Source organism: Streptomyces sp. NPDC058295 (assembly GCF_042880655.1).
Taxonomy (GTDB): domain Bacteria; phylum Actinomycetota; class Actinomycetes; order Streptomycetales; family Streptomycetaceae; genus Streptomyces; species Streptomyces coriariae.
This window is the reverse complement of sequence record NZ_JBHVYO010000080.1, coordinates 1-26591: the sequence shown is the minus strand read 5'-3', so window position 1 is coordinate 26591 and position 26591 is coordinate 1. Positions and strand designations below refer to the sequence as shown.

Genomic DNA, 26591 nt, shown 5'->3' with positions numbered 1-26591 from the left:
CCAGCGCCTGCGCGCCACCCGGACGTCGCTCGGCCATATGACGCGGCGCCGGACCCTCGTCCTGCCGCGGGTGCGTCCGGCCAGGGACGAGTGGAGCGCGGAGGACATCGAGCTGACCACGATGGTCAGCCGCGGGGCGACCAACCGGCAGATCGCGGCGCGGCTCGTGTGGAGCGAGAAGACCGTGGAGCGGCGGCTGACGCGGCTGTTCCAGCGCACCGGCTGCCGCTCCCGGGTGGAGCTGGCGGCGGCCTGGCTGGACGGCAGCCTCGCCCGCCGTGACCTGGTGCCGGACGGCGTGCGCGGCGCGGCCGGGCGTTCGTTCCCCTCCCCCGGCCCCGGGACGCCGCCGAGCCGGCGCTGACGTGCGATGCGCCGGCGGGGGCACACCGACCGGGTGTCGGCGCCGGGCGCCTGACGTCGCGGACGCCGCGCGCCGGGCACGGCCGTTCCCCGGTGGGCGGGTCAGACGAGGCGGGCGGCGTGGGTGTCGATGGGCAGGCCGAGTCGGCCGGTGTCCAGGGAGCCGTCGGCGTGCACCTGGAAGTCCCAGTCGGCGTCGTCGCCGATGTAGCCGAGCACCAGGAGCGCGTCGGTGCCGCGCAGCGCGGCGTCCCGCCAGTTCTCGTCGCGGAACCGGGCGGCGGTCACCACGAAGAGGCGGCGGGCGTGTGTCCAGGCGGTCACCAGGGCGGTGCTGTCCGGCTGCGGCGTCTGAAGGCCCGACGATCGCCGGTCGGAACCCGTCGGCACGCCGTCCCGGCAGGCCAGGGCCTCGTCCCGGGTGGCCGCGGTACGCAGCCGGGCCGACTTCGCGCCCAGCCCGTCGGTGACCGACGCGGTGGCCGCCGAGCCCACCAGGACGACTGTGGCGAGCGACCCGACCGGTCCCGCGATCAGTTCGGTGATGAGGGCCTGCGCCAGGGACAGGACATCGTTGTCCTCACCTGTCAGGGCTATCGCCCCCGACAGCAGCGAGAGGTCGGCGAGCACCCTGTCGCCGCGATGGCGGCCGAGGGTGACGGTCAGGGAGTAGGGATGCGCCGCCTCGGCACCCCCGTTTCCCGGACTCGTCAGGTCCTTCGGTTCCACCCACCACTCCTTGCCCGAGAGGTCCGCGGTCCATGGCTCGGGCGCGGGGGCGTCGGCACCGGCGAGCAGCAACGTCAGCCGCTGACCCGAGTGGATGACCGCGTGCACCTCGGGCAGCGGTCGTGAGCTGTGCGCCCGCCCCTCGGCCACGGCTCGCAGGCCCAGGGCGACCGTCTCGAGTTCCCTGCGGTGGGCACTCGGTCTCGCGGTACGGACCTGTCCGGGCAAGGAGTCGCGTCTGCGCAGGATCCATGCGACGGCGGCCCCGAGCAACACCAGGACGAGCACCACGGGCGGGACAATGGACGCGATCATGCGGCCACCTTTGTTACTAGAAGTTGCCAGAACTGGTCACCGGCTCTGCGGCGACGCCGCCCGCGGCGCTCCGCGGGCGCATCGCCAGGGGCCCGGTGGCACCCGGGGGAAATGCCGCCGCCGATCGACCGGCAGCCGTGGGAGACGTGGAAACGCGTTTCCCACGCCATCGTGGTGCTTTCTCCGCTTCCGGTGGAAGGCGCGACCGCGAACCTTGCCGTTCCGTACAGGGAGAGCGGGCCGGCCGCTCGCGCCAGGTTTCCCTCGGTCGGCGGGCGTCGGGCTCCAGACGCGGAGGTCCGGTCCTGCCGGGTGGCAGCATCGCCCTCCTGAACTCGTGGAAAACCTGTGTGATCTGGGGGGGCGCATGCCTCGGCAAGTACTCGGCGAGACCGTGCGCGTGGCGATCCACGCGCCCGCCCCCTTGGTCCGTGCCGGACTGGCCGGCTTCGTCGCCCTGGACCCGCGTCTGCACGAACTGCCGCGGGACAGGATCGGGGAGGCCGACGCCATCGTGGTCGCCGTGGACGTGGCGGACGCCTCCGCCCTGGACCTGCTCCCGCGTCTGTGCGACAAGCCCGGCGCACGTTTCCTCGTGGTGGTGGGCAGGAAGTGGCGAGCCGACCTGTCGGCTGCTCGGAAGCGGGGTGTCCGCGCCGTGGTGTGGTGGGACTTCTGCAGCCCGGACGTCTTCGCCCGATCGGTGCGCGCGGTGGCCGGACGCGGGGAGAGCGCGCTCCCTTCCCGACTCGCTCCCGGGCGTCCGGCAGGCGACCCCGAGCGGGCGGAACACCACGTCGTCGCCTCCCGGGGCCGGGCCGAGCCCCGGCTGAACGCTCGCGAGGTGGACGTGCTGCGCCTCATCGCCGAGGGAAAGCAGTGCGACGAGATCGCGAGCGAACTCTCCTATTCCGAACGCACCGTGCGCTACATCCTCTACGGCGCGATGAAGCGGCTGCGGACGCGCAACCGCGCCCACGCCGTCTCCTACGCCATCCGGGCCGGGCTGATCTGAGCTGCCGGCGCGGGAAATCTCGTCGACAGCGGGCCGCCGCACCCGGCACAGTGGGCACTTGTGACGAGCAGCGAACTGTGGACCCGCGCGACCGCCGACCGCTACGACTCCGAGGAGGGCGAGAGGTCCTCGGCCGCCTTCCTCGGACCGACTCTCGACTTCCTCGCCGAACTCGCCGGTGACGGCCGGGCGCTGGAGTTCGCCATCGGAACCGGACGCGTGGGTGTCCCGCTCCGGGAACGCGGCGTGCCCGTGGTGGGCGTCGAACTGTCCGAGCACATGGCGGCGGTCCTGCGGCGCAAGATCGACGAGGACAGACTCCCGGTCGTCCTCGGAGACATGGCCACGACCGTCGTGCCCGGCGAGTTCGCCCTGGTGTACCTCGTCTACAACACCATCACCAACCTGCTCACCCAGGACGAGCAGGTCGAGTGTTTCCGTAACGCGGCGCGGCACCTGGCGCCCGGCGGCCGCTTCGTCATCGAGCTGGGGGTGCCGCCGCTGCGGTTCCTGCCGCCCGGGCAGGTCGCCGTGCCGTTCGACGTCTCCGAGCGGCATCTCGGCTTCGACACCTTCGACCTGGTCGAACAGATCCTCGTCTCGCACCACTTCACCCGCGACGCCGAAGACGGCGCCTACCGCCGCGGAGACTCCCGGCACCGGTACGCGTGGCCCGCGGAGCTCGACCTGATGGCACGGATCGCGGGACTCGGACTGGAACGGCGCGTCGCGGACTGGGACGGCGCGCCGTTCACCCAGGACTCCACGAAGCACATCTCCGTGTGGCGCAAGCCTGCCTGACACGCCGCCGAACGCGCCCCGACGCGTGCGGCGACGTCGACCGGTGATTGGCTGTCCCCGTTTCCGGCAGCCGGTCCATCCCCAGGAGGTCCCGTCATGAGCAGTTCCTACGCACTCGAGTACAAGGTCGACACCTTCCGCGAGTCACTGATCGGCGACGCGCTGGACAGCGACAAGCTGGAGAAGGTCCTCAACAAGCACGCCGAGGACGGCTGGGCCCTCAAGGCGATCACGTCCGCCGACGTCAAGGGCCGGATCGGGCCCGGCGCGGTCGAGGGCCTGCTCCTCACGCTGGAGCGTCCGCGCCGCTGACCCCCGCGGTCCTGCCCACGGGTGCCGCTCCGCGCAAGGCCGTGGAGCGGCACCGGCCCGCCTCCGGATGCCTCAGGTGTTCCGTCGGTGACACCCGCGTCCGATATGCCGTCAATGACGACTGAAGTCGCAAAGCTCCCTGTTGTATGGCTGTTGTATGGCTTGACGCGCAACCGGAGCGAGGGAACATGGCCAACGGCACCACCGACGCACGTCCACCCGACGGGTTGAAGGCCAATGCGATCGGGTTCGTCGACGCGCTCGTCATCGGCCTCAACGCCACCTCGCCGGCGTATTCACTGGCGGCGGTCATCGGTCCGATCGTGGCGCTCGTGGGCATCTACGCCCCCGGCGTGCTGGTCGCCTCGTTCGTGCCGATGCTTCTGATCGCCTCGGCGTTCTACTACCTCAATAAGGTCGACCAGGACTGCGGCACCACCTTCTCGTGGGTCACCCGGGCCATGGGGCCATGGGCCGGGTGGCTGGGCGGTTGGGCCATCACCATGACCGGGGTGCTGGTCGTCGGATCGCTGGCGGACGTCGCCGTGAGTTTCGCGCTGCTCGCCTTCGGCCTCGACAGCTGGGTCGACAACGACTTCGTGCGCCAACTGCTCGCGGTGCTGCTGATCCTCGTGATGACCGCCGTGTGCGTCATCGGCACCGAGGTGTCCGCCAAGGTGCAGAACGTCCTCATCCTCGCCCAGGTCGTCTGTCTGCTCGCCTTCGTCGTCGTCGCGCTCTACCGCGTCTACGCGGGCACCAGCCCCTTCGATTCCGTCGAACCGGCGATCGGATGGCTCAACCCCTTCGGTGCCGGCGGCGCGACGCTGACCGGGGCCCTGCTGCTGGGCGTGTTCATCTACTGGGGCTGGGAGTCCGCGGTCAATCTCACCGAGGAGGTCGAGGACTCCGCCACCGCGCCGGGCAAGGCGGGCGTCTGGTCGACGGTCATCCTGCTGGTCACCTACGTCTCGGTCGGCTTCGCCGTCGTGGCCTACGCCGGACCGGCCTTCCTGGCCGAGAACGCCGACGAGGAGGAGTTCATCTTCGCCCTGCTGGCCGGCCAGGTGATGGGCGGCTGGGACTGGGTCGTGCTGCTGGCGGTCTCCACCTCCGCGCTGGCGTCGACGCAGACGACGATCATCCCGGCCTCCCGTACGGCGCTGTCCATGGCACGCCGTCAGGCGCTGCCCGCGCACTTCGCCCGCATCCACCCCCGGTTCCGCACGCCCGACGTGAGCACCTGGTGGGTCGCCGGCATCGCCATCGCCTGGTACCTCGTCGTCAACCAGATCAGCGCCAACGCCCTCTTCGACTCGCTCACCGCGCTGTCGTTGCTGATCGCCTTCTACTACGCCCTCACCGGTGTGGCCTGCGCCGTCTACTACCGCCGCCATCTGACCGAGAACCTCCGCCACTTCGTGCTCATCGGCCTCGGCCCGCTCGTCGGCGCCGGGCTGCTGACATGGCTCCTCGTGGAATCGGTCTCCGACATGTCCGACCCCGCGAACTCCTACACCGGCACCTCGTGGCTCGGTGTCGGCCCCCCGCTCGTCATCGGCCTCGGCATCGCCGTCACGGGAGTGGTGCTCATGGTGCTGTGGCGGCTGAAGTCACCCGCCTTCTGGTCGGAACGCGCGGGCGTGGCCGACCCCGATCTCGTCCACGGCGTCCCCGGCAAGGAGTCCTGAGATGGCGGTTGTCCTCGGATACGACGAATCCCCCGGCGCGGTACGCGCCCTGCGCATCGCGATCCAGACGGCGGCCGCGTTCCGCGAGCCGCTCGTGCTGGTCTACGGCGCCGCGGCCCCGGGACCGGGAGGCGAGGAGTACCGGGCCCACCACGCGGCTGTGCGCGAGGCCGGACGCGTCGCGCTCGAACACGCCGTCACGCAGGCCGAGGCGGCGGGCGTGCCCACCACCGTCGAGATCATCGACCAGAAACCGGCGCAGGCGCTGATCGACGCCGCGTCACGCCACGGGGCGAGGTTCATCGTGGTGGGCAGCTGGGGCGAGAGCCCGATGCGCGGGGCGCTGTTGGGCTCGACCCCGCACAAACTCCTGCACCTGTCGACCATCCCGGTGCTCTGCGTCCCGACCGAGCAGTAGACCGCCGCGCTCACCGTCACCCCGGGCCGGCCGAGTTCCCGAGCCGGGTGTCACCTGCCCCAGATCCTCCGGTACGCCTCCCGGTAGCCCGACGGGTCCCAGGTGGTGGCACCGGCGCTGTTGTCGGCCGTGGAGATGTGGACGGGGGCCACATACCCGCTGGCGGGACGGCCGGAGAAGGAGCGGTTGAACTCGTCGACGATCTGCCAGCCCTGCAGGGACAGCGGCTCGGGCACGGTGGCGGCCTGGTACTGCCCGCTGTTGATGCGCTGGAAGGCGGAGGGATCGCCGTCGCCGGCGCCGATGTTGAAGGGCGGGCCGGAGCCTCGCTCCCCGGCCGCCCGGAAGGCGGGGGCGGCGTCGGCGAAGTACAGGTCGTTGATGGCGACGGAATGGGTCCACCTGCTCCGGAACCGGGAGAGGAGGGAGGCGATCTCGCGCGGGGTGCGACTGCTCGCGTCCGGGATCGGGATGTTCTCGTACGCGAGCAGCCGCACACCCGGACAGGTGGCGAGCTCCTTCCTGATCAGCTCGGACTTGTTCTTGGCGAAGGGAATCGAGGCATCGGTGATGAGCACGACCCCCGCGCGGCCGTTGGAGGTCGAGATGATCCACCGTGCGCTGATCCCCGCCACGTCCTCGACGTCGGTGGTGACGTTGGTGAAGAGCCCGGGCCGCCGACTGGGGCCGGGAGCGGCGACCGCGTGCCAGCCGATGAGCGCGATGCCCGCCGCGTCGGCCCGCGCGACCTGTCGCGACGTCGCGTCGGGGTCGAACCCGCCGATGACGATGCCCGAGGGCTTGAGGGCCACGGCCTCGCTCATGGCCGCCTGGATACCGCTGGGGGTGCCTCCGCCGTCGATCACCCGCACGTCCCATCCGATGACCTGCGCGGCTTGTCGCACCCCGTTCGCGGCGCCGGCGACTCCGGGATTGGTCATGGTCTGGGCGACGTAGACGATGGTCCTGCCGGCCACCGCCGTGGGGCCGCTGGTCGGCCCGTTCCAGGGGATGTCGGTTTCCTCCGCCCGTGCGACGGCTGCCTTGGCCCCGGCCTGGACGGCGGGGCAGCCGCCGGGGCCGTCGGTGGATTCCCGCGGGCTGTCCGACGAGCCGCGTTCGCAGCCGGCCAGCAGGGTCGCCATTGCCAGCAGGGCGCAGGCCGCGAGCCGGGCATCGAGGGCGCCAGGGGGCGCTTTGCGGCTGCCGTACACGGGAGCTCCTCACGTGGGAACGAGCGGGAGGACGCGGCTGGGGGGCGCGGCTGGGGGGCGCGGAGAGGGTGCCCGCGGCGTGGTCAGGAAGCGGTGCCCGCGGTGCCGTCGTCGGGCGTCGAAGCCGGCGGCGGCCGAGGGGGCAGGGCGGGCGAATCGCGGCCCGCGAAGGCGCCGGTGCGCATGCGGCGGCGGGCCGCGTAGCCGGCCAGGCCGACGGCGAGGAGCAGGGTGCCGCCGTAGAACAGCGGGACCGTCCAGAAGTCGGCGCCCAGCTGGCCGATGCCGGTGAGGCCGACGGCGAGGACGGCGACGGCGACCAGGGTGCCGATGGCGTTGGGGCGGCCGGGTTTGATCGCCGTGGAGCCGAGGAGGGCGCCGACGAAGGCGGGCAGCAGGTAGTCGAGGCCGACGCTCGGATTGCCGATCTGCTGCTGGGCCGCGAGCAGCACACCGGCGAAGCCGACGACCAGCCCCGAGGCGGTGAACGCGTAGACGGTGTACCTGCGGGTCGGGATGCCGACGAGGTCGGCCGCGCGCGGGTTCGAGCCGACGACGTACAGGTACCGCCCGAGCGGCAGTCGCTCCAGCACCGTCCACAGGACGACCGCGAGGGCGAGCACGTAGAAGGCGGGGACGGGAAGGCCGAGGAACGTGGAGTCGTAGAGGTCCGTGAAGGCGGCCGGGAGGCCTTGGGGACCGGGGACGATCCGGCCGCCGTCGGTGATCCAGCCGGTCACGGCGTACATCATGCTGCCGGTCCCGAGGGTGGCGATGAAGGAGTCGATCCGGCCGAACACGACGATGACGCCGTTGAGGACGCCCACGACCGCCCCTCCGACGATCACCACGAGGCAGGCGAGCGGCCAGGGCCACCGCTCGTGGACGACGAGTTGCAGCACCGTGACGTGCGCCAGGCCGAGGCCGTAGCCGATGGAGAGGTCGAACGCGCCGGTCACGATGGGGACCATGGCGGCGAGCGCGAGGACGGCCGGGATCGACTGGTTGGACAGGATCGAGTCGACGGTGTCCAGCGTGGGGAAGGTGCGCGGCAGGGCGAGGGAGAAGATCAGGACGAGCAGGCCGGTGAGGGCCAGGAGGCCGTAAGCGCCGATCAGGTGCCCTGGGCCGCGCAGTCGCCCCGGCCGGCGCGGTCGTGGCCGGGGCGAGGAGGGGGAGGGCGGGGCGGTCACGGGTTCGTCCCGGCCTCTGCGGAGGGCACGGCCGAAGCCGCCCGGGTGAGCCCGGCGACCGTGAGGGCCGCACCGCTCAGCTCGGCCGTCACGGACCCGCGGACGAAGACCAGGGTGCGCCGGCACACGCCCGCCACCTCCTCGAAGTCGGTGGAGATGAGCAGGACCGCGAGGCCGCCGGCCAGCGCTTCGTCGAGCAGGCGGTGGAGCGCGGCCTTGGCGCCGACGTCCACGCTCGCGGTCGGCTCCTCGAGGATCAGCAGGCGCAGGCCCACCCGGAGCCACCGGCCGATCATGACTTTCTGCTGGTTTCCGCCGGACAGGACGGCGATGGGGGCTTCGCTGTCCCGGGGGCGTACCGAGAACCGTTCGATCAGGGTGGCGGCTTCGGCGCGTTCGCGCCGAGGTGTGATCCAGCGCAGCGCCGACAGGCCTCCCGCGCGGGGATTGGCCAGGAGGTTCTCCCGCACGGTCAGCTCGGCGAGGCAGCTCTCCCGCAGTCTGTCGCCGGGCACGAAGCCGACGCCTGTTGCGACGGCGTCGGCCACCGTGCGGGGCCGGTACGGCCGGCCGTCGAGAAGGGCCCGCCCGCCGAGCAGGGGCCGGGAGCCCGCGAGGGCCCGGCCCAGGTCCCTGTGGCCGGCGCCCGAGAGGCCGACCAGGCCCAGGGCTTCCCCGGCCCTCACTTCCAGGCTGACCGGCCCGGTGCCGGCGGTCCTCACGCCGTCGAGGGTCAGGACGGCCGCCCCGTCGGCCGGTGCCTTCGAGGGGTGGTGGTCCGTCAGGTCCTCGCCGACGATGTCGTGCACCAGCCGGGCGGGGCTGTGGCCCGCCAGCGAGCCGTGGCTGACGAGGCGGCCGTCACGCAGTACGGCGAAGGTGTCGGCGACTTCGTACACCTCGTCCAGGCGGTGGCTGACGTAGAGGATGGCGTGCCCCCGGTCGCGCAGGGTGTGCAGGACGCGGAACAGCCGGGCACAGTCCGCGGCGGGGAGGCGGGCGGTCGGCTCGTCGAGGACGATGAGCTTCGCGTGTGCCGCCAGGGCCCTGGCGATCGCGACCAGCGAACGCTCGGCCGGGGCGAGCCGGGCGGCCGGTGCGTCAGGGTCGAGATGTCCGGCGACCAGACGCAGGGCGTCCACGCAGCGCTCGCGGGTCCGCCGCCAGGAGATCAGTCCGGCACGGCGCGGATATCCGGTGCTCAGGGCGATGTTCTCGGCGACCGTCATCCACTCCACGAGACCCAGGTCCTGGTGGATGAACGACATGCCGCGGGAGGCCGCCCGGCTCCCGAGCGGGTGGCCGTCCACCGTGATCCGCCCCGCGTCGGCGTGGTGGACGCCGGCCAGCACCTTGATGAGCGTGGACTTTCCGGCCCCGTTGGGCCCGAGGAGGGCGAGGACGCTGCCGGCGTGGACGTCGAGGTCGACCCCGGTCAGCGCGAGGGTCCCGCCGAACCGCTTGCCGAGCCCGCGGATCCGGACCAGGGGTTCCGCGTCGAAGGGCGCAGCCGCCGCGGCGGACGTGTCGGGAGCGTCGTGCACGGACATCTCCGGGGGTCGGCCTGGCGATTTCTTCCCGACGTTCACCGGCATACTATCCGAGTAAATCGCATCATTTCAGACAATTCGGCTCGCCGTGACTCCAACGGGTCAGCGAGCCGCTCCCGAAGCGCCGGGCTTCGTGCTCACGCCGCGTCGAGCCCGCATTCGGCCCAGATGACCTTGCCCTGCGGGAGGTAGCGCGTACCCCAGGCTCGCGACAGCTGCGCGACGAGGAACAGACCACGCCCGCCCTCGTCGGTGCTGGCCGCCCGGCGCAGATGCGGGGCGGTGTTGCTGGAGTCGGAGACCTCGCAGATCAGGGTGCGGTCGTGCAGCAGCCGCACCCTGATGGGCCCGGCGCCGTGGCGGATGGCGTTGGTGACCAGCTCGCTCAGTATCAGTTCCGCGGCGAACGCGGCCTCGTCGAGTCCCCAGTCGGCCAGTCGCCCGAGGGCGGACGCGCGCACCTCACCGACGAAGGCCGGGTCGGCGGGCAGCTCCCAGGTGGCGATCCGACCGGGGTCCAGGGCGTGGGTGCGGGCGACGAGCAGGGCGATGTCGTCGCACGGGTGGGCGGGCGCCACCGTGTCCAGGATCGCCTGGCAGGTCTCCTCGGGGGTGCGCTCCGCGTGGGCGAGAGTCCCGCGCAGCTCGTCGAGGACGGCGTCGACGTCGCGGTGCCGGTCCTCGATGAGTCCGTCGGTGTAGAGGACCAGCTGGCTGCCCTCGGGAAGGTCGATCTCGACCGCGTCGAAGGGCAGCCCCCCGAGGCCGAGTGGCGGCCCGGCCGGCAGGTCGGCGTACGACACCTCGCCGTCGGGGCGGACCAGCGCCGGCGGCGGGTGGCCGGCCCGAGCCAGCACGCACCGCTGCGAGGTCGGGTCGTAGATGGCGTACAGGCAGGTCGCGCCGATGATGCCGACCCCCTCGCCGTCGGGGTCCTCCCGGTCCAGGCGTCCCACGAGGTTGTCGAGGTGGGTGAGGACCTCGTCCGGGGGAAGGTCGAGTTCGGCGAAGCTGCGTGCGGCGGTGCGCAGCCGGCCCATCGTGGCGGCGGACAGCATGCCGTGCCCGACGACGTCGCCGACGATGAGGCCGACCCGGGTGCCGGAGAGGGGGATGACGTCGTACCAGTCCCCGCTCACATCGGCTTCGGCGGGCAGATAGCGATGGGCGACCTCGACGGCGTCCTGATCGGGCAGACCGTGCGGGAGCAGCCGCCGCTGCAGGGCCAGGACCATGGCGCGTTCGTGCGTGTACCGCCGGGCGTTGTCGATGGACAGGGCGGCGCGGGTGGCGAGTTCCTGGGCCAGCGAGCGGTCGTCGTCCCCGAAGGGGGCGGGATCCTCGGCGCGGTAGAAGCTGGCGATGCCCAGGACGACACCGCGGGCGACGAGCGGGACGACGATGAGGGAGTGAACGTCCGCCGGCAGCCGTTCGGTGTGCTCGGGGTCCTGGGCGAGCCGGCCCGCGGCGGCCTCCAGGTCCGGTTCCAGCACCGCCTGCCCGCCCGCCAGGCACCGCAGCTGGGACGCGGTCGGGCCGAAGTCCGTCCGCTTGCCCGCCGGGGTGAAGGGAAGGCCGTCGCGGATGCCGTGGACCACCGTACGGCGTAGGTCGTCCAGAGGGTCGGTGGCTTCCTCGCCACGCAGTACGGCCTCGGACAGGTCGACGGTGACGAAGTCGGCCAGTCGCGGGACCGCGGTCTCGGCGAGCTCTTCGGCGGTACGGCGCACGTCCAGGGTGGCGCCTATGCGGCCGCTGGCCTCGGACAGCAGCTCCAGGCGGCGGCGCGCGGCGAGGGCGTACGCCCCCACGAACGGCTCCCCCACCAGCACGAGCCGCCTGCCCGAGGACGACGGCACGGGGCGATCGCCCGTGGCACCGTCGACGGCGTCGGCACTGCCGGCACCGTCGGCGCTCCCGGCCCCGTCGGCGCTCCCGGCCCCGTCGGCGCTCCCGGCCCCGTCGGCCGTGACGCCCTTGCTGCCCGCGGTGAGTCGGCCGGGCGCCGCGTCGGGACGGCGTCCGGTCGGCGGGGTGCCGGAGAGCCGCGCGGCCGGTGGACCGGCGGAGACGACGGCGAGCTCGGCGGGGAGATGCGGCACCTCGTCCACCTGGCGCGGGATGACCAGGTGCGCTTGCGGCGAGGAGTACGGGAGGACGGCCTCGACCGCGATGCCCTCCACCCCGCAGGTGCTGGTCATGGGTCGGCTCACGAGCGTGATCCGCCGGCCGTCGGGCAGGGGCACGTCGACGGCGGCCCGCTGCGCGCGGGAGATCAGCTCGGCGGCCTTCTCCATGAGGGCCGCCCGGTCACGGGAGCTCAGCTCGGGAGCCAGTTCGCCCACCGCGATACCGCGGTGAAGGCCGACGGCCGCTTCGGCTCCGGTGGCCAGGTACGCCCGCAGCAGGGCCCGCTCGCGCGCGGAACTCTGCCCCAGCAGCCGCCGTTCCATGGCCCGCGCCGCTTTGCGTATCACGGCGCGCAGTGCCGGGTTCTCGGCGCCGCGCGGATAGCCGAAGCACAGGACCCCCTCGATGCGCCCGCTGAGCGGGTCGCGGACGGGAAGCGCGACGCAGGCGCTCGCCTGGGAGCGCTCCGCGAAGTGCTCGGCACCGTAGACCCGGATGAGCTGCCGCTCGGCCAGGGCGAGCCCGATGCCGTTGGTACCGGCGACCCGCTCGGCGAACACGAACCCCGGGACTCTCTGGATCGCCGGGAGTTTCCTGGCCAGCGACGCCTCGCCGAAACGGCGCAGGAGGACCGTCCCGTGCGCGTCGGCTACGGAGATGTTGATCTCGCTGCCGGAGAACCTGGCCTGCAGCCGGTCGAGCACCGGCACGGCGGCGCGCACGATCCGGCCGTCCGGATCGAAATCCTCCAGGAAGGGAAGATCGGACTGGTCCGGCGAGAGGCCGAGGGTCTGGCAGCGCTGCCACGAGTCCAGGATCGACGTGCGCACGCCCTGTTCCACCGGCTCACCCTGCAGAAACCGCTCGCGGGAGCGGACGGGCCCCGTGCCGTCTGCGGCACGTCCCGCCGACCTCGGTTCCCCACCGGACCGGACCACGCTTAGCCTCACCTGCGCCCGATTAGTCTCATTTCAACAAAACAATCCGATATTGGTGAGGATACGGGCATCAGGGGCACTAGTCACGGTTCGCGAGATCCCTCACGGGTGCGGTGACCCGGCGGGCCGCGGCCCGCACGCACCCGATCCGGGGCCACACGGTTCCGGGACCGCGGCCGGCCGGGCCCGGCGACCCGCAGGCATCCGCCTCCGCTCAGCCCTGCACGGCGAACTGGCTCCCGGTCTTCTCCCCGTCCTGCGTGACCGCGGCGGCCACGCAGCGGAGGACACGCACCCCCTTGTCCCACTCCGCCGCCGTCGGCGGGAGGATGTCGACGTTCCACTCGTCCGCGACCTCACGGCCACCACGGACCATGGACTCGGCCATCACCTGCTGCGAACAGAGCGCCTTCACGTCGGGATGCTTGATGAGATCCCGCGCGTTGTTCGTCATGCCGTCCTCCGGCAGCGGGGCGATGGCGAAGGTCTCCCACACATGCCTGGTCCGGCAGTCCGCGCGACTGACGGTGATGATGCCCGAGACATCCGTGATACCGCTCCAGCACTCGGGGGTCGCCACACATCGGCCGCCCACGCCGTCGACGCCCGTCGCGGGGCAGTTCGCCGTCGTGGTCGCCACCCCCGCGAAGCCGGATGCATCCTTGCCCTCGGCTGCGACAGCGGCGGAGGAGGACGACGAGGCTGTCGAGGGAGAGCCCTCGCCCCCGCGGTCCTGCCGGCCGTTCTGATACGTCACCACGGTGACCGACACGCTCACCGAGACGGCCACGGCAGCCAGTACGGCGATCAGCCGGGGGCGCCGCGACCCCTTCCGCCCGCCGTCGCCGTCGCCGCCCGGCCCGACGGCCGCGGCAGTCCGGCCCGCGTCACGGACGGACGGCGGCGGAGGGGCGCCCCCGTACGGAAGAGCCGCATCCCGCGGCTGTGTGGACGAAGGCGACGCATCCCGGTACGACCAAGCGGTGGTGGTGCCGAGTACCGCTCCGAAACCGCCGGCACCTCCCGCGTCGACGGTGTGCGGATCGTCGAGATCGACGGCGGCGAGAGCGTCCCGGAACGCGCCCGCGTCGGACAGTCGTTGCGCCGGGTCCGAGGCCACGGCGTGCCGAAGCACCGAGTTGAGGGCCGCCGGCACTCCGGGCAGGTCCGGGTACGGCCAGGTGTGCCGCACGATCAGTTCGGCGAGGCTGAGCTGGGTCCCGTCGTCCGGGTGGTGCGGCGGACAGCCCCGCAGCAGGGCGTAGACGGTGGCGGCCAGGGAGTACACATCACCGGCCGGGGTGGGTTCCGCCATGTGGAAGGCCTCGGGCGGCGCGTACGCGGGCGTCAGCGCCTCCCGCGTCACGGACAGTTCCCGCCCCGGCCGGGGCATGGCCGCCAGCCCGAAGTCGGTGAGGGCCACACCGCCGTACCGGTTGACCATGACATTGCCGGGCTTGATGTCGCGGTGCAGCACCCCGGCCGCGTGGGCGGCCGCCACCGCGTCCGCGAGGCCCACGCCGATCTCGCGCGCTTCCTCGAGCGGCAGGCGTCCCTGCCGGCGCAGCCGGTCGCCGAGCGAGCCGCCGGGGCACAACTCCAGGACCATGTAAGGGCGGTCGTCGGCGAGCACCCCGGCGTCATACACCGGCACCACATGCGGATGCCCGGACAGCTGCCCGGCCGCGGTGACCTCACGCAGGAAACGCTGCCGGTCGCGCGGTGTGGACAGCGTCCTGCTGTCCACCTTCAGCGCGACCTCCCTGCCCACGGCCAACTGCCTGGCCCGGTACACCGTGGCGAACCCACCCTGGCCCAGGACCTCCTGGATCTCGTAGCCGGGCAGTTCCATTCGTTCGACCCCCACGTGCCGTACCCCCAGCGCACAGTCCCGGGCAGCACATCCGACCGAGGATGAGGCGAGACTCTAGCCCAGCGGAGACCGCGGCCCTCGATGCCCTGTGCGAACCGAAGTCATCTCTCCGGAGCCGGACACATCACCCCAGGAAGGTCAGCGCATCTGGCGGTCGGGGTTGTCCTTGTCGGTGTCCACGGAGTTGACCGGGCACCGAATAGGCCCCGCGGCATCCGGGCTAAGGTGAACCTTCACCCCACATCAGGTGCCGGGCGGATTCACCGACGGGAGCCGTGGGGGGAGCGAATCGCAGGTCCCGTGAAGGTGAGGGGTTCCGTTGGGGGGCGGGAGGAGTCGACGGCCCACCGTGGTCGTGCTCACTGCGTTACAGGTGGAGTACGAGGCGGTACGCCGGCACCTGAAGGACGTCCGCGAGGTCGAGTTACCGCTGGGCACCCTCCTCGATGTCGGCCGGGCAGACGGCCTCGACTGGCAGGTGGCACTGGCCGAGACGGGGCCCACCAACACCCGTGCCGCACTCGTCACACAGTCCGCGATCGAGTACTTCGACGCCGAGGCGGTGTTCTTCGTCGGAATCGCCGGTGCTCTCAAAGACGATGTTCACCTCGGCGATGTCGTCGTGGCGAGAAAGATCTACGGCTATCACGGCGGCCGCGAGAGCGAGGACGGGTTCAGCGCTCGGCCTGACGCCTGGGAATCGGCCTACGACATCGACCAGTTGGTCCGCTCCGCTCGCCGCAACAAGCCGTGGACCTTCCTGCTGGCGGAACAACGGCCCGCCGCGCTGCCCCAGGTCCACTTCGAACCGATCGCCTCGGGCGATGTGCTGATCGGCTCCCGTGACTCCGAGACCGCCCGCCGGATCCGCAGCCACTACAACGACGCGGTGGCCGTCGACATGGAGAGCCACGGCGTCGCCCACGCCGCCAGGATGCACCGCTCGGTGCGGATGCTCTCCGTGCGCGGCATCAGCGACTTCGCCGACCCGGGCAAGGCCGCGTCCGACGCCGCGGGCTCCCAGAGGACGGCCTCGCGGCACGCCGCCGCCTTCGCACTGCGGGTACTGCGCGACCTACGGCCCGCGGGGCGGCCCTCCCAGGAGCAGCCCGAGCGGTCAGCGGTCGTCGTGGTGTCCGGACCCGACCGCCACTCCGGCCCCGCGACCTGGAACGCCCGGCCCGTCCTCAAGGTCGAGGATCAGGAGTACCTGCTGTACGAAGGTCCCGAAGACCTGCTCCACGAGTCGCGCGACGGTGACGTGGTACGGCGTCAGGCAGTGGCACGCGTGGCGTCCGACCGGGACTCCCGGGGCTCCTACGTCTGGCTGCGCCAGGTCGAGTGGGAACGGCCCCTGCCCGGCTCGGCCTTCGACCCCTTGGCCGCGCTCGAACAGGAGGCCAGGTTGTGCCGCGACTTCCGCGGCCCGGGCGTCGTACAACTGACTCACCGCGGGAACACCGCCACCCTTGCCCTGACCTGGCCCGCTGACCCGAAGCTCGGCCGCCCCCTGCAGACCCTGCACGAACTACTGCCGGAGCCCCCCTCGCGGCCCGACCCGCTGCGGCTGCGGTCGATCGTGAAGGGGCTCACCGAAGTGGCCGAAGTCCTCGACGGGCTGCACAGCAAGGGGTTCTCGCACCGGGCGCTCCGGCCGACCGCGATCGTCATGCACCGGCCGCGCATGATGCTGCGTGACTTCGGGCTCGCCACCGTGCCACCACGCCGGGGCGAGAACGCCGGGCCCTATCAGGCCCCCGAGCAGCGACACGGCTCCGCGGACCGCCCCGGACCCGCCACCGACGTCTACCAGTTGGGCGCACTGCTGCACCGTTCACTGACCGGCCGACCACCCGTTCCCGGGCTGCCCACCTACCGCGCTTCCGCTTCCGTACCGGACGGCCTGGCCGACGCGGTCGCTGGTGCGCTGCGGCAGGACCCGGCCGGGCGCCCAGGCGTCCGTACCCTCCGCCACGCCTTGCTCGCCGCTGCCCGCGAACTGTCCGCCGTCCCGGCACCACCCCAGCGCTGAGGATCACCGATGTCCGTCACCACCGTCGCCTTACGCGCCCCGCTGGTGCTCGTCCCGGGAATCGCACTGGATGAGCAGCTCCGCACCAAGGCCGAATCCAGCGCCGGCCTGCCGTCCGGCGTCCCACAGATCGTCCACGATCTGAACCAGCTCCATGGCGCCGCCGTTCGCCTCGACCCGGGTAACAGCCGATACAAGCCGTCCTTGCTGGTGCACACGCGTACGTACCGGCTGCGCCTCGAGGCGACGAAACGAGGCACGGGCTACATCGTCAAGCACATCGACCCGCTGCGCCTCGCCGACCGCGCTCGCCTCGCCCGGTCCTGTCTCCTGGTGCACCCGCCCGCCTGGACGATGGTTCTCGAGCTGTGGGCGGTGCCCGAGGGCTCGGACGCCCAGTGGCAGACCCTGGAACAGGCCTGGCAGAGTCTCGGCCACGCGCAAACGCGGCAGCGCGGGGCCTCCTCCGTCAGCGAAGCCCAATCGGAGTTCCTCGACACCGTGGACCGGCTGATCGATGCGAGCGAGGAGATCACCACCAGGGCGGACCGCAGCGCCGCGCCCTTCCCGTATCAGCGCCTGACGGCCACCGGCGGCAAGCGCCGCATCAGCACTCCGCAGGCCGCCTACGAATTCCAGCTCGTCAGACCTGAGTTGCCGCCGATGGGCGCTCTCGTCCGGATCCAGGGGGACACGGAGACACGTGGCAAGGTGAAGCGTGCCTCGGGGCATTCCGTCACCGTCCGCTTCGACGAGCCCGTGTCGTGGGATCGGCTGCCCGCCCGCGGCGCCCTGGAACTCATACCGAGCACGGTGGTCTTCAACAAGCAGCGGCAGGCGGTGGCGGGTCTGCGCGCGCAGGACACGCGGAACCCGGGCCTGCTGCCGGCTCTGGTCGAGCACCAGGTGCGTACCGTCCCGGCCGCGGCCGCCCGGCCGCACGAGGACCTCGACCCCGAACAACTCGTCGCATTCCGCAAGGCGTTGGCCACGGAGGACCTCCTCGTGGTGCTCGGCCCGCCCGGTACCGGCAAGACCCGAACCATCACCGAGATCGCCCACACCGCCGCGATCACGGCGGCCGTCGACGGCGGCCGGGTCCTCGTGACCTCCCACACCCATCGCGCCGTGGACAACGTGCTCGCCCGCCTGCCACGGGATCTCGTGGTGATTCGGGTCGGAGATGAGAGCAAGGTCCACGCCGATGTGAAGCCGCTGCTCCTGGAGGAGCAGTCGGAAAACCTCGCCGAGGGGATCCGGCACACCATGGTCCTGCGCGAGCAGGCCTACCGGGAGGCGGAGGCCGCCGCGCCGTGGACGGCGGAACTCGCCGCCCTGCTCCACCAGGTCGACGACCTCGCCCAGCACGAGAAGGCCGCGGCCCTGTGTCTCGAAAACGCGATCCAAGCGGCCGGAGCACCGGCCCGGGAGCGGCTGGCGGCGCTCCAACGCGAGGAGAACGAAAGGGAGTCAGCGCGGCTGGGACTCACCGAGCAGGCGGCTCGGCTCCAGTCGAGGTTGCAGTCCGAGCGGCAGCGTTCCGACGCTTGGCTGACCGGATGGTTGCATCGTTCCAGGGCCCGCCGCCGGGAAGAGGAACTCACCGCGATACGGCTCGAGATACAGCGGCTCGCGGAGCGGGCCCCTGAGCTGCGCCGACAGGCGGAAGCGGCCGGCGCCGAGGTGGACCGCTCGGTCCGGGAGGACCCCGTCGTCAGCGCGACCCTGGCTGCCCGTCAGGCAGCGGAGCGTCAGCTCGGCAAGGTCGTTCAGTCCGCCTATGAGGCTGCCGACATGGCGGTCAGCGCGCTCGGCGCGGTCGTGCCGGGGGTGTCGGTGCCCACGCGGCTGTCGGACACGGCCGATGCGACCGCTGCCCTGCACGCCCTGCACCGGCAGTTGGAGGCGTGGCTGCCGCTCGTCCTGGAGCGCCGGAAACTCACCCGGCAATGGCAGGCCGCCATCGCCCAGGACCCGGGCCAGCTGGTGCCCGAACTCGTCCGCTACGCCCAGGTGGTCGGCACCACCTGTATCGGTGCCGCTTCGCGTGCCGAACTGTCCGGAGTCGACTTCGACTTGGGGATCCTCGACGAGGCCGGCCAGATCGGCGTCCCGGACGCGCTGGTGCCGTTGACCCGGGTCCGCCGCGGTGTCCTGGTCGGCGACGACCGGCAACTGCCGCCTTTCCTCGACTCCGAGGTGGCCGACTGGGCCCAGGGCATCGGCGACCCCCGACTGCGCCGATTGACGTCACAGAGCGCCTTGGAGCTGCTGCGTGCCGGGCTGCCCTCCTCCCACATCGTCCAGCTGACCCGGCAGCGCCGGATGCCCGCCGAGATCGCCGACTTCATCTCGGCCTCCTTCTACCGGGGAGAACTGCTCACGGAGAAGGAACACCGGCACACCGACCCGCTGTTCGCGAGCCCGATGGCCTTCATCGACACCGCCGCGCTGCCTGAAGGCGAACGTGGCGAGACGGGTGGACGGCGTGCCGAGAGCCGAGGCCTCAAGGGCGTCTTCAACACCTGTGAGGCGCGCCTCCTGGCCCGCCTCGCCGCCTTCTATCACCGACGGGGTTCCGAGTGGGTGGTGATCGTCCCCTACCTTGCGCAGCGCCTGGAGGTCGTGCGGCATCTCACCCCCTTGATCGGCGACTCACAGCTCGCCGAAGCCTCGGTCGGCAGCGTCGACTCCTACCAGGGCGGAGAGCGCGAGGTCGTCCTGTACGGCTTCACGCGCAGCAACCCCGAGGGCCGGATCGGCTTCCTCAAAGAGCTGCGGCGCGCCAACGTCGCCTTCACCCGCGCCAAGAGCCAGCTGGTGCTGACGGGCGACCTGCACACCCTGCTCCGCGCGGACGACCCCGGGTTCCGCGCTCTGGCCGACGATCTTCACCGGCATCTGCTCGACCGCGGTGACCTGCGGAGCTACCGGGACGTCATGGCGGCGCTCGACGTGGCGTTCGACGAAGCCGCCCCGAACCTGGGCGAAGACGCCGGCCTGCCCCCGGAAGGAGGCCGACCGTGACGACAGCACCGCGCCTGATGCCCTTCCCCGAGGAACGGGTCCTGGAGGATGCCGCCTTCGGCCAGGGCATCGTGCCCACCCGGCTCCACGCCCTGCTGCTGCCCGTGTGGCAGGTGGAGATCCGCGCCGACATCACCGAGGGCGAGGACTTCTTCCTCATCGACCGCTTCCTGGGGCGCGGTCTGCGCCACGGCGCCTTGCACACCATCGACGAACTCTCCGCGTTCTTCGCCCTGGACCGTGCCCTGGTCGCTCAGGCCGTGCGCGTCCTGATGGCGATCGGCCATCTGCGGGAGTCCGCGGGTCGTCTCTCTCTGACACCGCTGGGGCAGCGCTCCGTGGACGCCGACGTCCGCTATGTGATCACCCGTCAAGACCGCCGCAGGCTGTACTTCGAAGCGCTCACCTGCACCCCGCTGACGCGGGTCCACTACGACGAAGAGGTCGTGACCCTGCTGTCCGGCGACGACCTGGACAGGGCACTGCGGAGCGACCGATACCCCCGCTTCACCCCGATCCACGTGACCTCCGGCTTCGACCGCGCGGCCCTCGACCGCCTCACGAGCCGCACCGACCGGGGCCGGTTCAATCTGCCTGTCGCCCTCGACGAGCTGGAGAGCCTGAGCGAGGAGCTCGTCTTCCTGCCGGTCTATCTGGTGCGCGGCCGGACGGGGCTCCTGGTCTACGGCCAGGCGGAGGCGGGCTCCGCACCTGACGCGGAGCTCAGCGAGCTGTGCACCCGTACGCCAGAGTTGATCAGCGCCCTCGACAATGAGACCACGGCCGAGGAGACGGACGATCGGGTCCTGCGGGCCGCCCGTAGGTGGCTCCGCGAGCAGGACCTCGACGCGGTCGCTCCGGAGCAGGACGACGACGGCATCTGGTCGGTCTCTCTGCCCGCCACCGCCTTCGGCGAGAACGGGCTCCCGGTGTCCCGCATCGGCACCTACCGCATGGCAGGCAGCGGCTTCTACCGCTTGTGGTGCCCGGACGACAGCCGGCGCAAGTACGCCCTGCTGGACCGCCTGGACCAGCGCCTCGGGTCTCGACGGCAGGTCACCCGGCAGGAGGTGGAGGAACTCATCGCTCGCCTGGCCCGCCAGCTGCGCCTGGAGGTCCCCGACCTGTCCCGGCTCCGCGGCGGCGCCAGGAAAGCCGGCCTCAGCGGCCTCGATGCCCAATTGGCCCGGCTGGAGAAGGACCAACAGTGATCACCACTACAAGGGGGAAAAGCACGATGAGCGCCTCACTACTGTCTCCGGCCGGATGGCTCGTTCTGGGTCTGCCCTGGCCGACAGAGGCACGCGACGGTTGGGGGGAGTGCGCGGCCGTCATCGCTCCGTCGATGATTCCCCGCTCCCTCGTCAGCCGAGGCGCCGGTACCGCGCTCGATCTCGCGGCCGCGCTGGCCGGCGATGCGAACGAGGGGCCGGGGAAGGCCGTCTTCTTCTCCGACATCACCCTGTGGCTCGACGCGCAGGGACGGACCTGGGCGGACTTCAACATCGACTACGACCAGGTCGTCGACGAACTCCTGGGGACGCCCGTCCCTCAGCTGTTCCTCACGCTCTCGCACAAGGCACACGCCATCCTGTGCGATGCCAGCCGCCAGGGCCTGCGGCTGTACTACCCGGACGGCGACGTCGAGCACGTCAGTCCGCAAGTGCGGCGCGATGTACACGACGGCATCAGCCAGACTCTGGAGCGGGACTGGCCGCCCTACGTACAGCGCCTCATCGACAGCGGTGCCTTCCGGACCCGGAGCCGGTGACCTGGGCGGATCGGGTCTTGGAAGAGGCCGTGGGTTCGCTTTCCGCGCCCCGAACGCGCCCCGAACGCGCCCCCCGCACACGACGCTCGGAGGACTGATCACGTACGGGCCGAGGCGCATTCGGAGCGGCCGGATTTCGACAGGGCAGTCCCGTCACAGGCCTCAGCCGAAGAAGCTCAGCCGCACCTGGCGGTCGGGGTTGTCCTTGTTCGTATCCACCAGGCACACCGACTGCCAGGTGCCCAGTTCCAGTCGTCCGTCCACGACCGGCAGGGTCGCGTGGGGCGGGACGAAGGCCGGGAGGACGTGGTCGCGGCCATGGCCGGGGCTGCCGTGCCGGTGCTGCCAGCGGTCGTCGGCGGGGAGGACGGTGTGCAGCGCGGCCAGGAGGTCGTCGTCGCTTCCGGCGCCCGTCTCGATGATCGCGATCCCGGCCGTGGCGTGCGGGACGAAGACGTTCAGCAGGCCGCCACGTCCGGCGGCCACCTCGCGCAGGAAGGCCTCGCAGTCCCCGGTCAGGTCGACGACCCTCTCCCGGGAGCCTGAGGAGATGTGCAGAACTCGGGTGGTGAACGCATCTGACATGCCCCCATCCTGACCCATACGCCGGGTACCGCGTCCGATCTCACAGCCGAACCGGGAAGATCCACGCCGACCCTTCTGTTGGTTGAGGCGTGAACAGCTTGCGTGAGGTCGAGGTGGTCGTCATAGGCGCCGGCCAGGCGGGTCTGGCCGCCGCGTATCACCTGAGGCGGACCGGTTTCGAGCCGGAACGCGACTTCGTGGTGCTCGACCACGCCCCGGCCGCCGGCGGTGCCTGGCAGTTCAGGTGGCCCTCGCTGACGTACGGCAAGGTGCACGGGATGCACGCGCTGCCCGGCATGGAGCTGACCGGCGCGGATCCCGCCCGACCGTCGTCCGAGGTCGTCGCCGAGTACTTCGACGCCTACGAGCGCGCCTTCGACCTGCGCGTACGGCGCCCGGTCGACGTACGGGCGGTGCGTGAGGGCACCGGCGGGCGGCTGGTCGTCGAGACCTCCGACGGTACGTGGTCCACGCGGGCCCTGATCAACGCCACCGGCACCTGGGACCGGCCGTTCTGGCCGCGCTACCCCGGCCAGGAGACCTTCCGTGGCCGGCAGTTGCACACCGCGCGGTATCCGGGCCCCGAGGCGTTCGCCGGGCTGCGGGTGGTCGTGGTGGGCGGCGGCGCGTCCGGCACCCAGCACCTGCTGGAGATCGCGCCGTACGCGGCGGAGACCACGTGGGTGACGCGGCGGCCCCCCGTCTTCCGCGAGGGGCCCTTCGACGAGGGCGCGGGCCGCGCCGCCGTCGCGCTCGTGGAGGAGCGGGTGCGGCAGGGGCTGCCGCCGAAGAGCGTGGTGTCCGTGACGGGGCTGCCGCTGAACGACGCGATACGGCAGGGGCTCGCCGACGGGGTGCTCGACCGGCTGCCCATGTTCGACCGGATCACCGCGGACGGCGTGGAGTGGGACGACGGGCGGCGGGTCGCCGCCGATGTCATCCTGTGGGCGACCGGGTTCCGGGCCGCCATCGACCATCTCGCGCCGCTGCGGCTGCGTGAGCCGGGCGGTGGGATCCGGGTCGAGGGCACGCGTGCCCTCGCCGATCCCCGCGTCCATCTCGTCGGCTACGGGCCGTCGGCCAGCACCATCGGTGCCAACCGGGCCGGCCGCGCGGCCGTACGGGACATCCGGCGGCTCCTCGCGGAGGATCCGGTCGCCGCCTGATGCCCCGCCATGTCACCCGGCCGCCGCCGACTGGCTCTTCGGGCTCGGCCCGCGCGGATGCGGGTTCGCCGGGCTCTGCTGGTTCCGGTTGAACTCGGCGACGTTGCGCTGGTGTTCCGCGTAGCTCGCCGTGAAGCGCGTGTCGCCCGGCTTGACCGTGACGAAGTACAGCCAGTCGCCCGGGGTGGGGCTGATGGCCGCGCGCATCGCCTCCTCGCCGGGGTTGTCGATCGGCGTCGGCGGCAGGCCCATGCGCTGGTAGGAGTTGTAGGGGCTCTCGACACGGGTGTCGGTCTCCGTCGTCCTCAGCGTGAAGCGGTTCAGCGCGTAGTTGATGGTGGAGTCCATCTGCAACGGCATCCCGCGCTCCAGGCGGTTGAACACGACCCGGGCCACCTTGCCCATGTCCGCCCGGGTGGCGGCCTCGGCCTGCACGAGGCTGGCGATGGTGACCGCCTGATAGACGTTCATGGCGTTGCGCTGGGCGCCGGCCGCCGTCGGCACCGCGTTGAACTTCTTGTTGGCGGTGTCGACCATGTAGGAGAGCAGCGTCTGCGGCGTCGCCTTCTTGTCCAGCGGATACGTCGCCGGGAAGAGGTAGCCCTCCGGGTTGCCCTCGGCGTTGTTCGGCAGTTTCAGCCCGGCCTTCGGCAACACCTTCCTGGTGGTACCGGCCGGCAGGGCGAGCGCCTTGTCGACGGCCTCGTAGACCTGGCTCGCCCGCCAGCCCTCCGGGATGACCAGGGTCGCCGGCTTCGGCTTCTCCTTCGCGCTCTCCAGGCTCAGCAGCGGCACCGCCACGGCGGTGCCGGCCACGACGGCTCCGGTCGCGATGAGGACGAGACGGCCCCGGCGCGTCAGTCGAATCGTGCTCCGTGGCGGAGTGTTCATCTGCATGCGGGCACGGTAACCCTCATATCGTCACAAACCTGGCATAACTTGCCATACTTTCATCTTGTCGGCTCCAGACGGGCGTCCCGTCGCACCAGGGCCGCGTACCGTCCGCCCCTCTCCAACAGCTCCTCGTGCGTGCCCCGTTCGGCCACCTGGCCGGCGTCGAGGACCACGATCTGGTCGGCACCCCGAATGGTGGACAGCCGATGGGCGATGGTGAGCGTGGTGCGATTGGCCGAGAGCGCGTCGATGGCGTCCTGGACGGCCCGTTCCGTGCGGGTGTCGAGGGCGCTGGTCGCCTCGTCGAGGATCAGCACCGGCGGGTCGCGCAGGATGGTGCGAGCGATGGCCAGCCGCTGCTTCTCTCCACCGGAGAACCGGTGGCCGCGCTCACCGACGACCGTGTCGTAGCCGTCGGGCAGAGCGGCGATGTGATCGTGGATCTGCGCCGCCCGGGCCGCCGCGTGCAGTTCCTCGTCGGTGGCGTCCGGCTTGGCGAAGCGCAGGTTGTCGGCGACCGTGGCGTGGAAGAGGTACGTCTCCTGCGAGACGACGCCGACCGCCCGCGCGAGGGTGTCGAAGTCGAGGTCACGGACGTCGACGCCGTCGAGGGTGACCCGGCCGCCCGTCACGTCGTACAGGCGCGGCACCAGATAGCCCAACGTGGACTTGCCTGCGCCGGTCGGGCCGACCACCGCGAGGCTGCCGCCGGCGGGGACGTCGATGTCGATGCCGTCGAGGACGGGCCCGCCCCTGTCGTCGTAGCGGAAGGAGACGCCCTCGAAGCGGACCTCGCCCTTGATCCGGTCGAGACGGACCGGATCGTCCTGCTCGGTGATGTCGATGGGCAGGTCGAGGTACTCGAAGATGCGTTGGAAGAGCGCGAGGGAGGTCTGGATCTGCACGCCGGTCGACAGGAGGCTGACGGCCGGACGGAACAGGCCCTGCTGGAGCGAGACGAAGGCGACGATCGTGCCGAGCGAGACATCGGGGCCGCCGACCTTGAGGGTCAGGCCCGCGGTCCAGTAGATGACCGCCGGCATGGCGGACATCACGATCCCGATCACGGCCATGCGCCAGCGCCCGGCCATGTTCGACCGCACCTCGAGGTCGACCAGCTGCTCGGACTCGTCGGCGAAGGACCGCGTGAGCGAGTCGGAGCGGCCCATGGTGCGGCCGAGGAGGATGCCGCTGACCGACAGCGACTCGGTGACCGTGGCGGCCATCGCGGCCATCTGCTTCTGCCGCTGGGTGGTGATCTTCTTGCGTTCGTTGCCGACGCGACGGCTGATCCACACGAACACGGGCAGCAGGAGCAGCGAGACGACGGTCAGCCGCCAGTCGAGGGCGACCATCGCGATGATGGTGGCGACCACGCTGGTGAAGTTGGAGACCAGGGAGGTGGCGGTGGAGGTGACGGTGGCCTGCATGCCGCCGATGTCGTTGGCGATGCGGGACTGGACCTCGCCGGTACGCGTGCGCGTGAAGAAGGCGAGGGACATCCGCTGGAGGCGGTCGTAGACGGCCGTCCGCAGGTCGTGCATGACGCGCTGGCCGACGGTCGTGGAGATCAGGGTCTGAAGGACGCCGAAGACACCGCCCAGCACGGCGCTGAGGATCATACCGAGGGCGAGGAGGCTCAGCAGGCCGGTGCGCCCCTGGGGAATGGCGACGTCCAGCGTCTCCTTCAGCAGGAACGGGGTGGCCACGGCGACCAGCGAGGCGGCGGCGACCAGCAGGCCGACGACCGCGAGCCGGGCACGGTAGGGCTTGAAGAGGGTGAGGATGCGGCGCACCTGCCGGGGCTGTTCGGTCGAGGTGCCGGGCGAGGGGGTCCAGTCGATGTGGTCGCGGGGCATGGCTCCTACGGAGGGTGAGACGATGAGGACTGACGGAGCATAGCTCATTGTTACCTATACTCACAATGAACGGCATCCTGATATTGTTCCCGTATGACCACCCCCGATTCCGACAGTCTGCTCGCGGAACAGCTGCTGCGGCTCACGCGCCGGGTGCACCGCATCCAGAAGCACCATCTGGAGCGGAGCGGGCTCGGCGTCACCCCCGCCCAGGCGCGGTTGTTGCGCACGCTGGCGCACTGCGACTCGCCGCCGCGCATGGCCGACCTCGCCGAGCGGCTCGAGGTGGTGCCCCGGGCCATCACGACCCTGGTCGACGGGCTGGAGGGGAACGGCAAGGTGCGGCGGGTGCCGGACCCCACCAACCGGCGGGTGATCCGGATCGAGCTCACGGAGGACGGCCGTAAGGCCCTGCGGCAGTTGCGGGGGGCCCGGATGTCCGCCGCGGAGGAGATCCTCGATCCGCTGACGGACCTCGAACGCCAGGTGCTGAGCGGGTTGCTGGACGCGCTGGTGGACGGGAACCCGGAACGGGGACCGAAGCATGACCACGGACATGGACACGGAGACGGACATGGCCAGGGGCGAGGGCAAGGACGGGGGCGGGGACGCGACTGCTGAACGCCGTGAGAACGGGCCGTGGCCGCCCCTCCGTACTACGGCCGGCGGGGGCACCCGCCGCGTCGTGCTGGGGGCGGTGCGGGGAGCCGGGTGA

21 protein-coding genes are annotated in these 26591 nt (G+C 71.6%); 12 read left to right on the top strand and 9 right to left on the bottom strand.

The window, feature by feature from the left end; genetic code table 11:
- Positions 1–364, top strand: a 364-nt coding sequence (locus ACFVYS_RS41890) for a helix-turn-helix transcriptional regulator (RefSeq protein WP_389510895.1), incomplete at its 5' end; no start/stop codon positions are given.
- A 101-nt stretch (positions 365–465) separates the two neighbouring features.
- Here the strand turns inward: ACFVYS_RS41890 and ACFVYS_RS41885 are convergent.
- On the bottom strand, positions 466–1407 hold the full coding sequence (locus ACFVYS_RS41885) for a hypothetical protein (RefSeq protein ID WP_389510893.1): 942 nt from the start codon (positions 1405–1407) through the stop codon (positions 466–468).
- Between the two features lie 367 nt (positions 1408–1774).
- Between ACFVYS_RS41885 and ACFVYS_RS41880 the strand changes: the two genes are divergently transcribed.
- The 5 genes from ACFVYS_RS41880 (at position 1775) to ACFVYS_RS41860 (ending at position 5644) form a co-directional block, all read left to right on the top strand.
- Positions 1775–2422, top strand: coding sequence for a response regulator transcription factor (locus ACFVYS_RS41880; RefSeq protein WP_389510891.1), 648 nt, complete (start codon positions 1775–1777; stop codon positions 2420–2422).
- A 60-nt stretch (positions 2423–2482) separates the two neighbouring features.
- Entirely contained in the window at positions 2483–3223 is a 741-nt protein-coding gene (locus tag ACFVYS_RS41875) for a class I SAM-dependent DNA methyltransferase (RefSeq protein WP_389510889.1), read from the top strand.
- A 96-nt stretch (positions 3224–3319) separates the two neighbouring features.
- A complete protein-coding gene (locus ACFVYS_RS41870) occupies positions 3320–3535 on the top strand; it encodes a DUF4177 domain-containing protein (protein ID WP_389510887.1) in 216 nt (71 codons plus the stop codon).
- Between the two features lie 188 nt (positions 3536–3723).
- Positions 3724–5226, top strand: coding sequence for an APC family permease (locus tag ACFVYS_RS41865; RefSeq protein ID WP_389510885.1), 1503 nt, complete (start codon positions 3724–3726; stop codon positions 5224–5226).
- Position 5227: 1 nt separating this feature from the next.
- Positions 5228–5644, top strand: coding sequence for a universal stress protein (locus tag ACFVYS_RS41860; protein ID WP_389510883.1), 417 nt, complete (start codon positions 5228–5230; stop codon positions 5642–5644).
- Between the two features lie 50 nt (positions 5645–5694).
- Here ACFVYS_RS41860 and ACFVYS_RS41855 read toward each other — a convergent pair whose 3' ends face one another.
- The 5 genes from ACFVYS_RS41855 to ACFVYS_RS41835 all read right to left on the bottom strand — a co-directional run bounded on the left by ACFVYS_RS41855 (position 5695) and on the right by ACFVYS_RS41835 (position 14536).
- A complete protein-coding gene (locus ACFVYS_RS41855) occupies positions 5695–6858 on the bottom strand; it encodes a substrate-binding domain-containing protein (RefSeq protein WP_389510881.1) in 1164 nt (387 codons plus the stop codon).
- 83 nt (positions 6859–6941) lie between these two features.
- Entirely contained in the window at positions 6942–8051 is a 1110-nt protein-coding gene (locus tag ACFVYS_RS41850) for an ABC transporter permease (RefSeq protein ID WP_389510879.1), read from the bottom strand.
- The gene (locus tag ACFVYS_RS41845; protein ID WP_389510878.1) at positions 8048–9595 is read right to left on the bottom strand and encodes a sugar ABC transporter ATP-binding protein; all 1548 of its coding nucleotides are present in this window, start codon (positions 9593–9595) and stop codon (positions 8048–8050) included. Before ACFVYS_RS41845 ends, ACFVYS_RS41850 begins: the two co-directional genes overlap by 4 nt.
- Positions 9596–9738: 143 nt before the next feature.
- Positions 9739–12669, bottom strand: coding sequence for a SpoIIE family protein phosphatase (locus ACFVYS_RS41840; protein ID WP_389510876.1), 2931 nt, complete (start codon positions 12667–12669; stop codon positions 9739–9741).
- Positions 12670–12883: 214 nt separating this feature from the next.
- Positions 12884–14536, bottom strand: coding sequence for a serine/threonine-protein kinase (locus ACFVYS_RS41835; protein ID WP_389510875.1), 1653 nt, complete (start codon positions 14534–14536; stop codon positions 12884–12886).
- Positions 14537–14897: 361 nt separating this feature from the next.
- Here ACFVYS_RS41835 and ACFVYS_RS41830 point away from each other — a divergent pair, with 361 nt between their 5' ends.
- From ACFVYS_RS41830 to ACFVYS_RS41815, 4 genes are read left to right on the top strand one after another with little or no spacing between them, the layout of a single operon-like run.
- Positions 14898–16574 carry a hypothetical protein gene (locus ACFVYS_RS41830; RefSeq protein WP_389510873.1) on the top strand — a complete coding sequence of 559 codons (1677 nt, stop codon included), beginning with the start codon at positions 14898–14900 and terminating at the stop codon, positions 16572–16574.
- 9 nt (positions 16575–16583) lie between these two features.
- Positions 16584–19601 (top strand): DEAD/DEAH box helicase, encoded by a 3018-nt coding sequence (locus ACFVYS_RS41825; RefSeq protein ID WP_389510871.1) that lies wholly within the window; start codon positions 16584–16586, stop codon positions 19599–19601.
- Positions 19598–20812, top strand: coding sequence for a hypothetical protein (locus ACFVYS_RS41820; protein ID WP_389510869.1), 1215 nt, complete (start codon positions 19598–19600; stop codon positions 20810–20812). The genes ACFVYS_RS41825 and ACFVYS_RS41820 overlap by 4 nt, the downstream gene beginning before the upstream one ends.
- A 26-nt stretch (positions 20813–20838) precedes the next feature.
- Entirely contained in the window at positions 20839–21372 is a 534-nt protein-coding gene (locus tag ACFVYS_RS41815; RefSeq protein WP_389510868.1) for a hypothetical protein, read from the top strand.
- Between the two features lie 162 nt (positions 21373–21534).
- Here ACFVYS_RS41815 and ACFVYS_RS41810 read toward each other — a convergent pair whose 3' ends face one another.
- Positions 21535–21957 (bottom strand): YjbQ family protein, encoded by a 423-nt coding sequence (locus ACFVYS_RS41810; RefSeq protein WP_389510866.1) that lies wholly within the window; start codon positions 21955–21957, stop codon positions 21535–21537.
- Between the two features lie 89 nt (positions 21958–22046).
- Between ACFVYS_RS41810 and ACFVYS_RS41805 the strand changes: the two genes are divergently transcribed.
- On the top strand, positions 22047–23123 hold the full coding sequence (locus ACFVYS_RS41805; protein ID WP_389510865.1) for an NAD(P)-binding domain-containing protein: 1077 nt from the start codon (positions 22047–22049) through the stop codon (positions 23121–23123).
- A gap of 12 nt (positions 23124–23135) precedes the next feature.
- Here ACFVYS_RS41805 and mltG read toward each other — a convergent pair whose 3' ends face one another.
- Positions 23136–24020, bottom strand: a complete 885-nt coding sequence (gene mltG / locus ACFVYS_RS41800; protein WP_389510863.1) for an endolytic transglycosylase MltG — start codon at positions 24018–24020, stop codon at positions 23136–23138.
- Between the two features lie 53 nt (positions 24021–24073).
- Complete coding sequence (locus ACFVYS_RS41795; RefSeq protein ID WP_389510861.1) at positions 24074–25876, bottom strand: ABC transporter ATP-binding protein; 1803 nt, start codon at positions 25874–25876, stop codon at positions 24074–24076.
- A 93-nt stretch (positions 25877–25969) separates the two neighbouring features.
- Here ACFVYS_RS41795 and ACFVYS_RS41790 point away from each other — a divergent pair, with 93 nt between their 5' ends.
- The gene (locus ACFVYS_RS41790) at positions 25970–26497 is read left to right on the top strand and encodes a MarR family winged helix-turn-helix transcriptional regulator (RefSeq protein ID WP_389510859.1); all 528 of its coding nucleotides are present in this window, start codon (positions 25970–25972) and stop codon (positions 26495–26497) included.
- Positions 26498–26591: the final 94 nt, after the last annotated feature.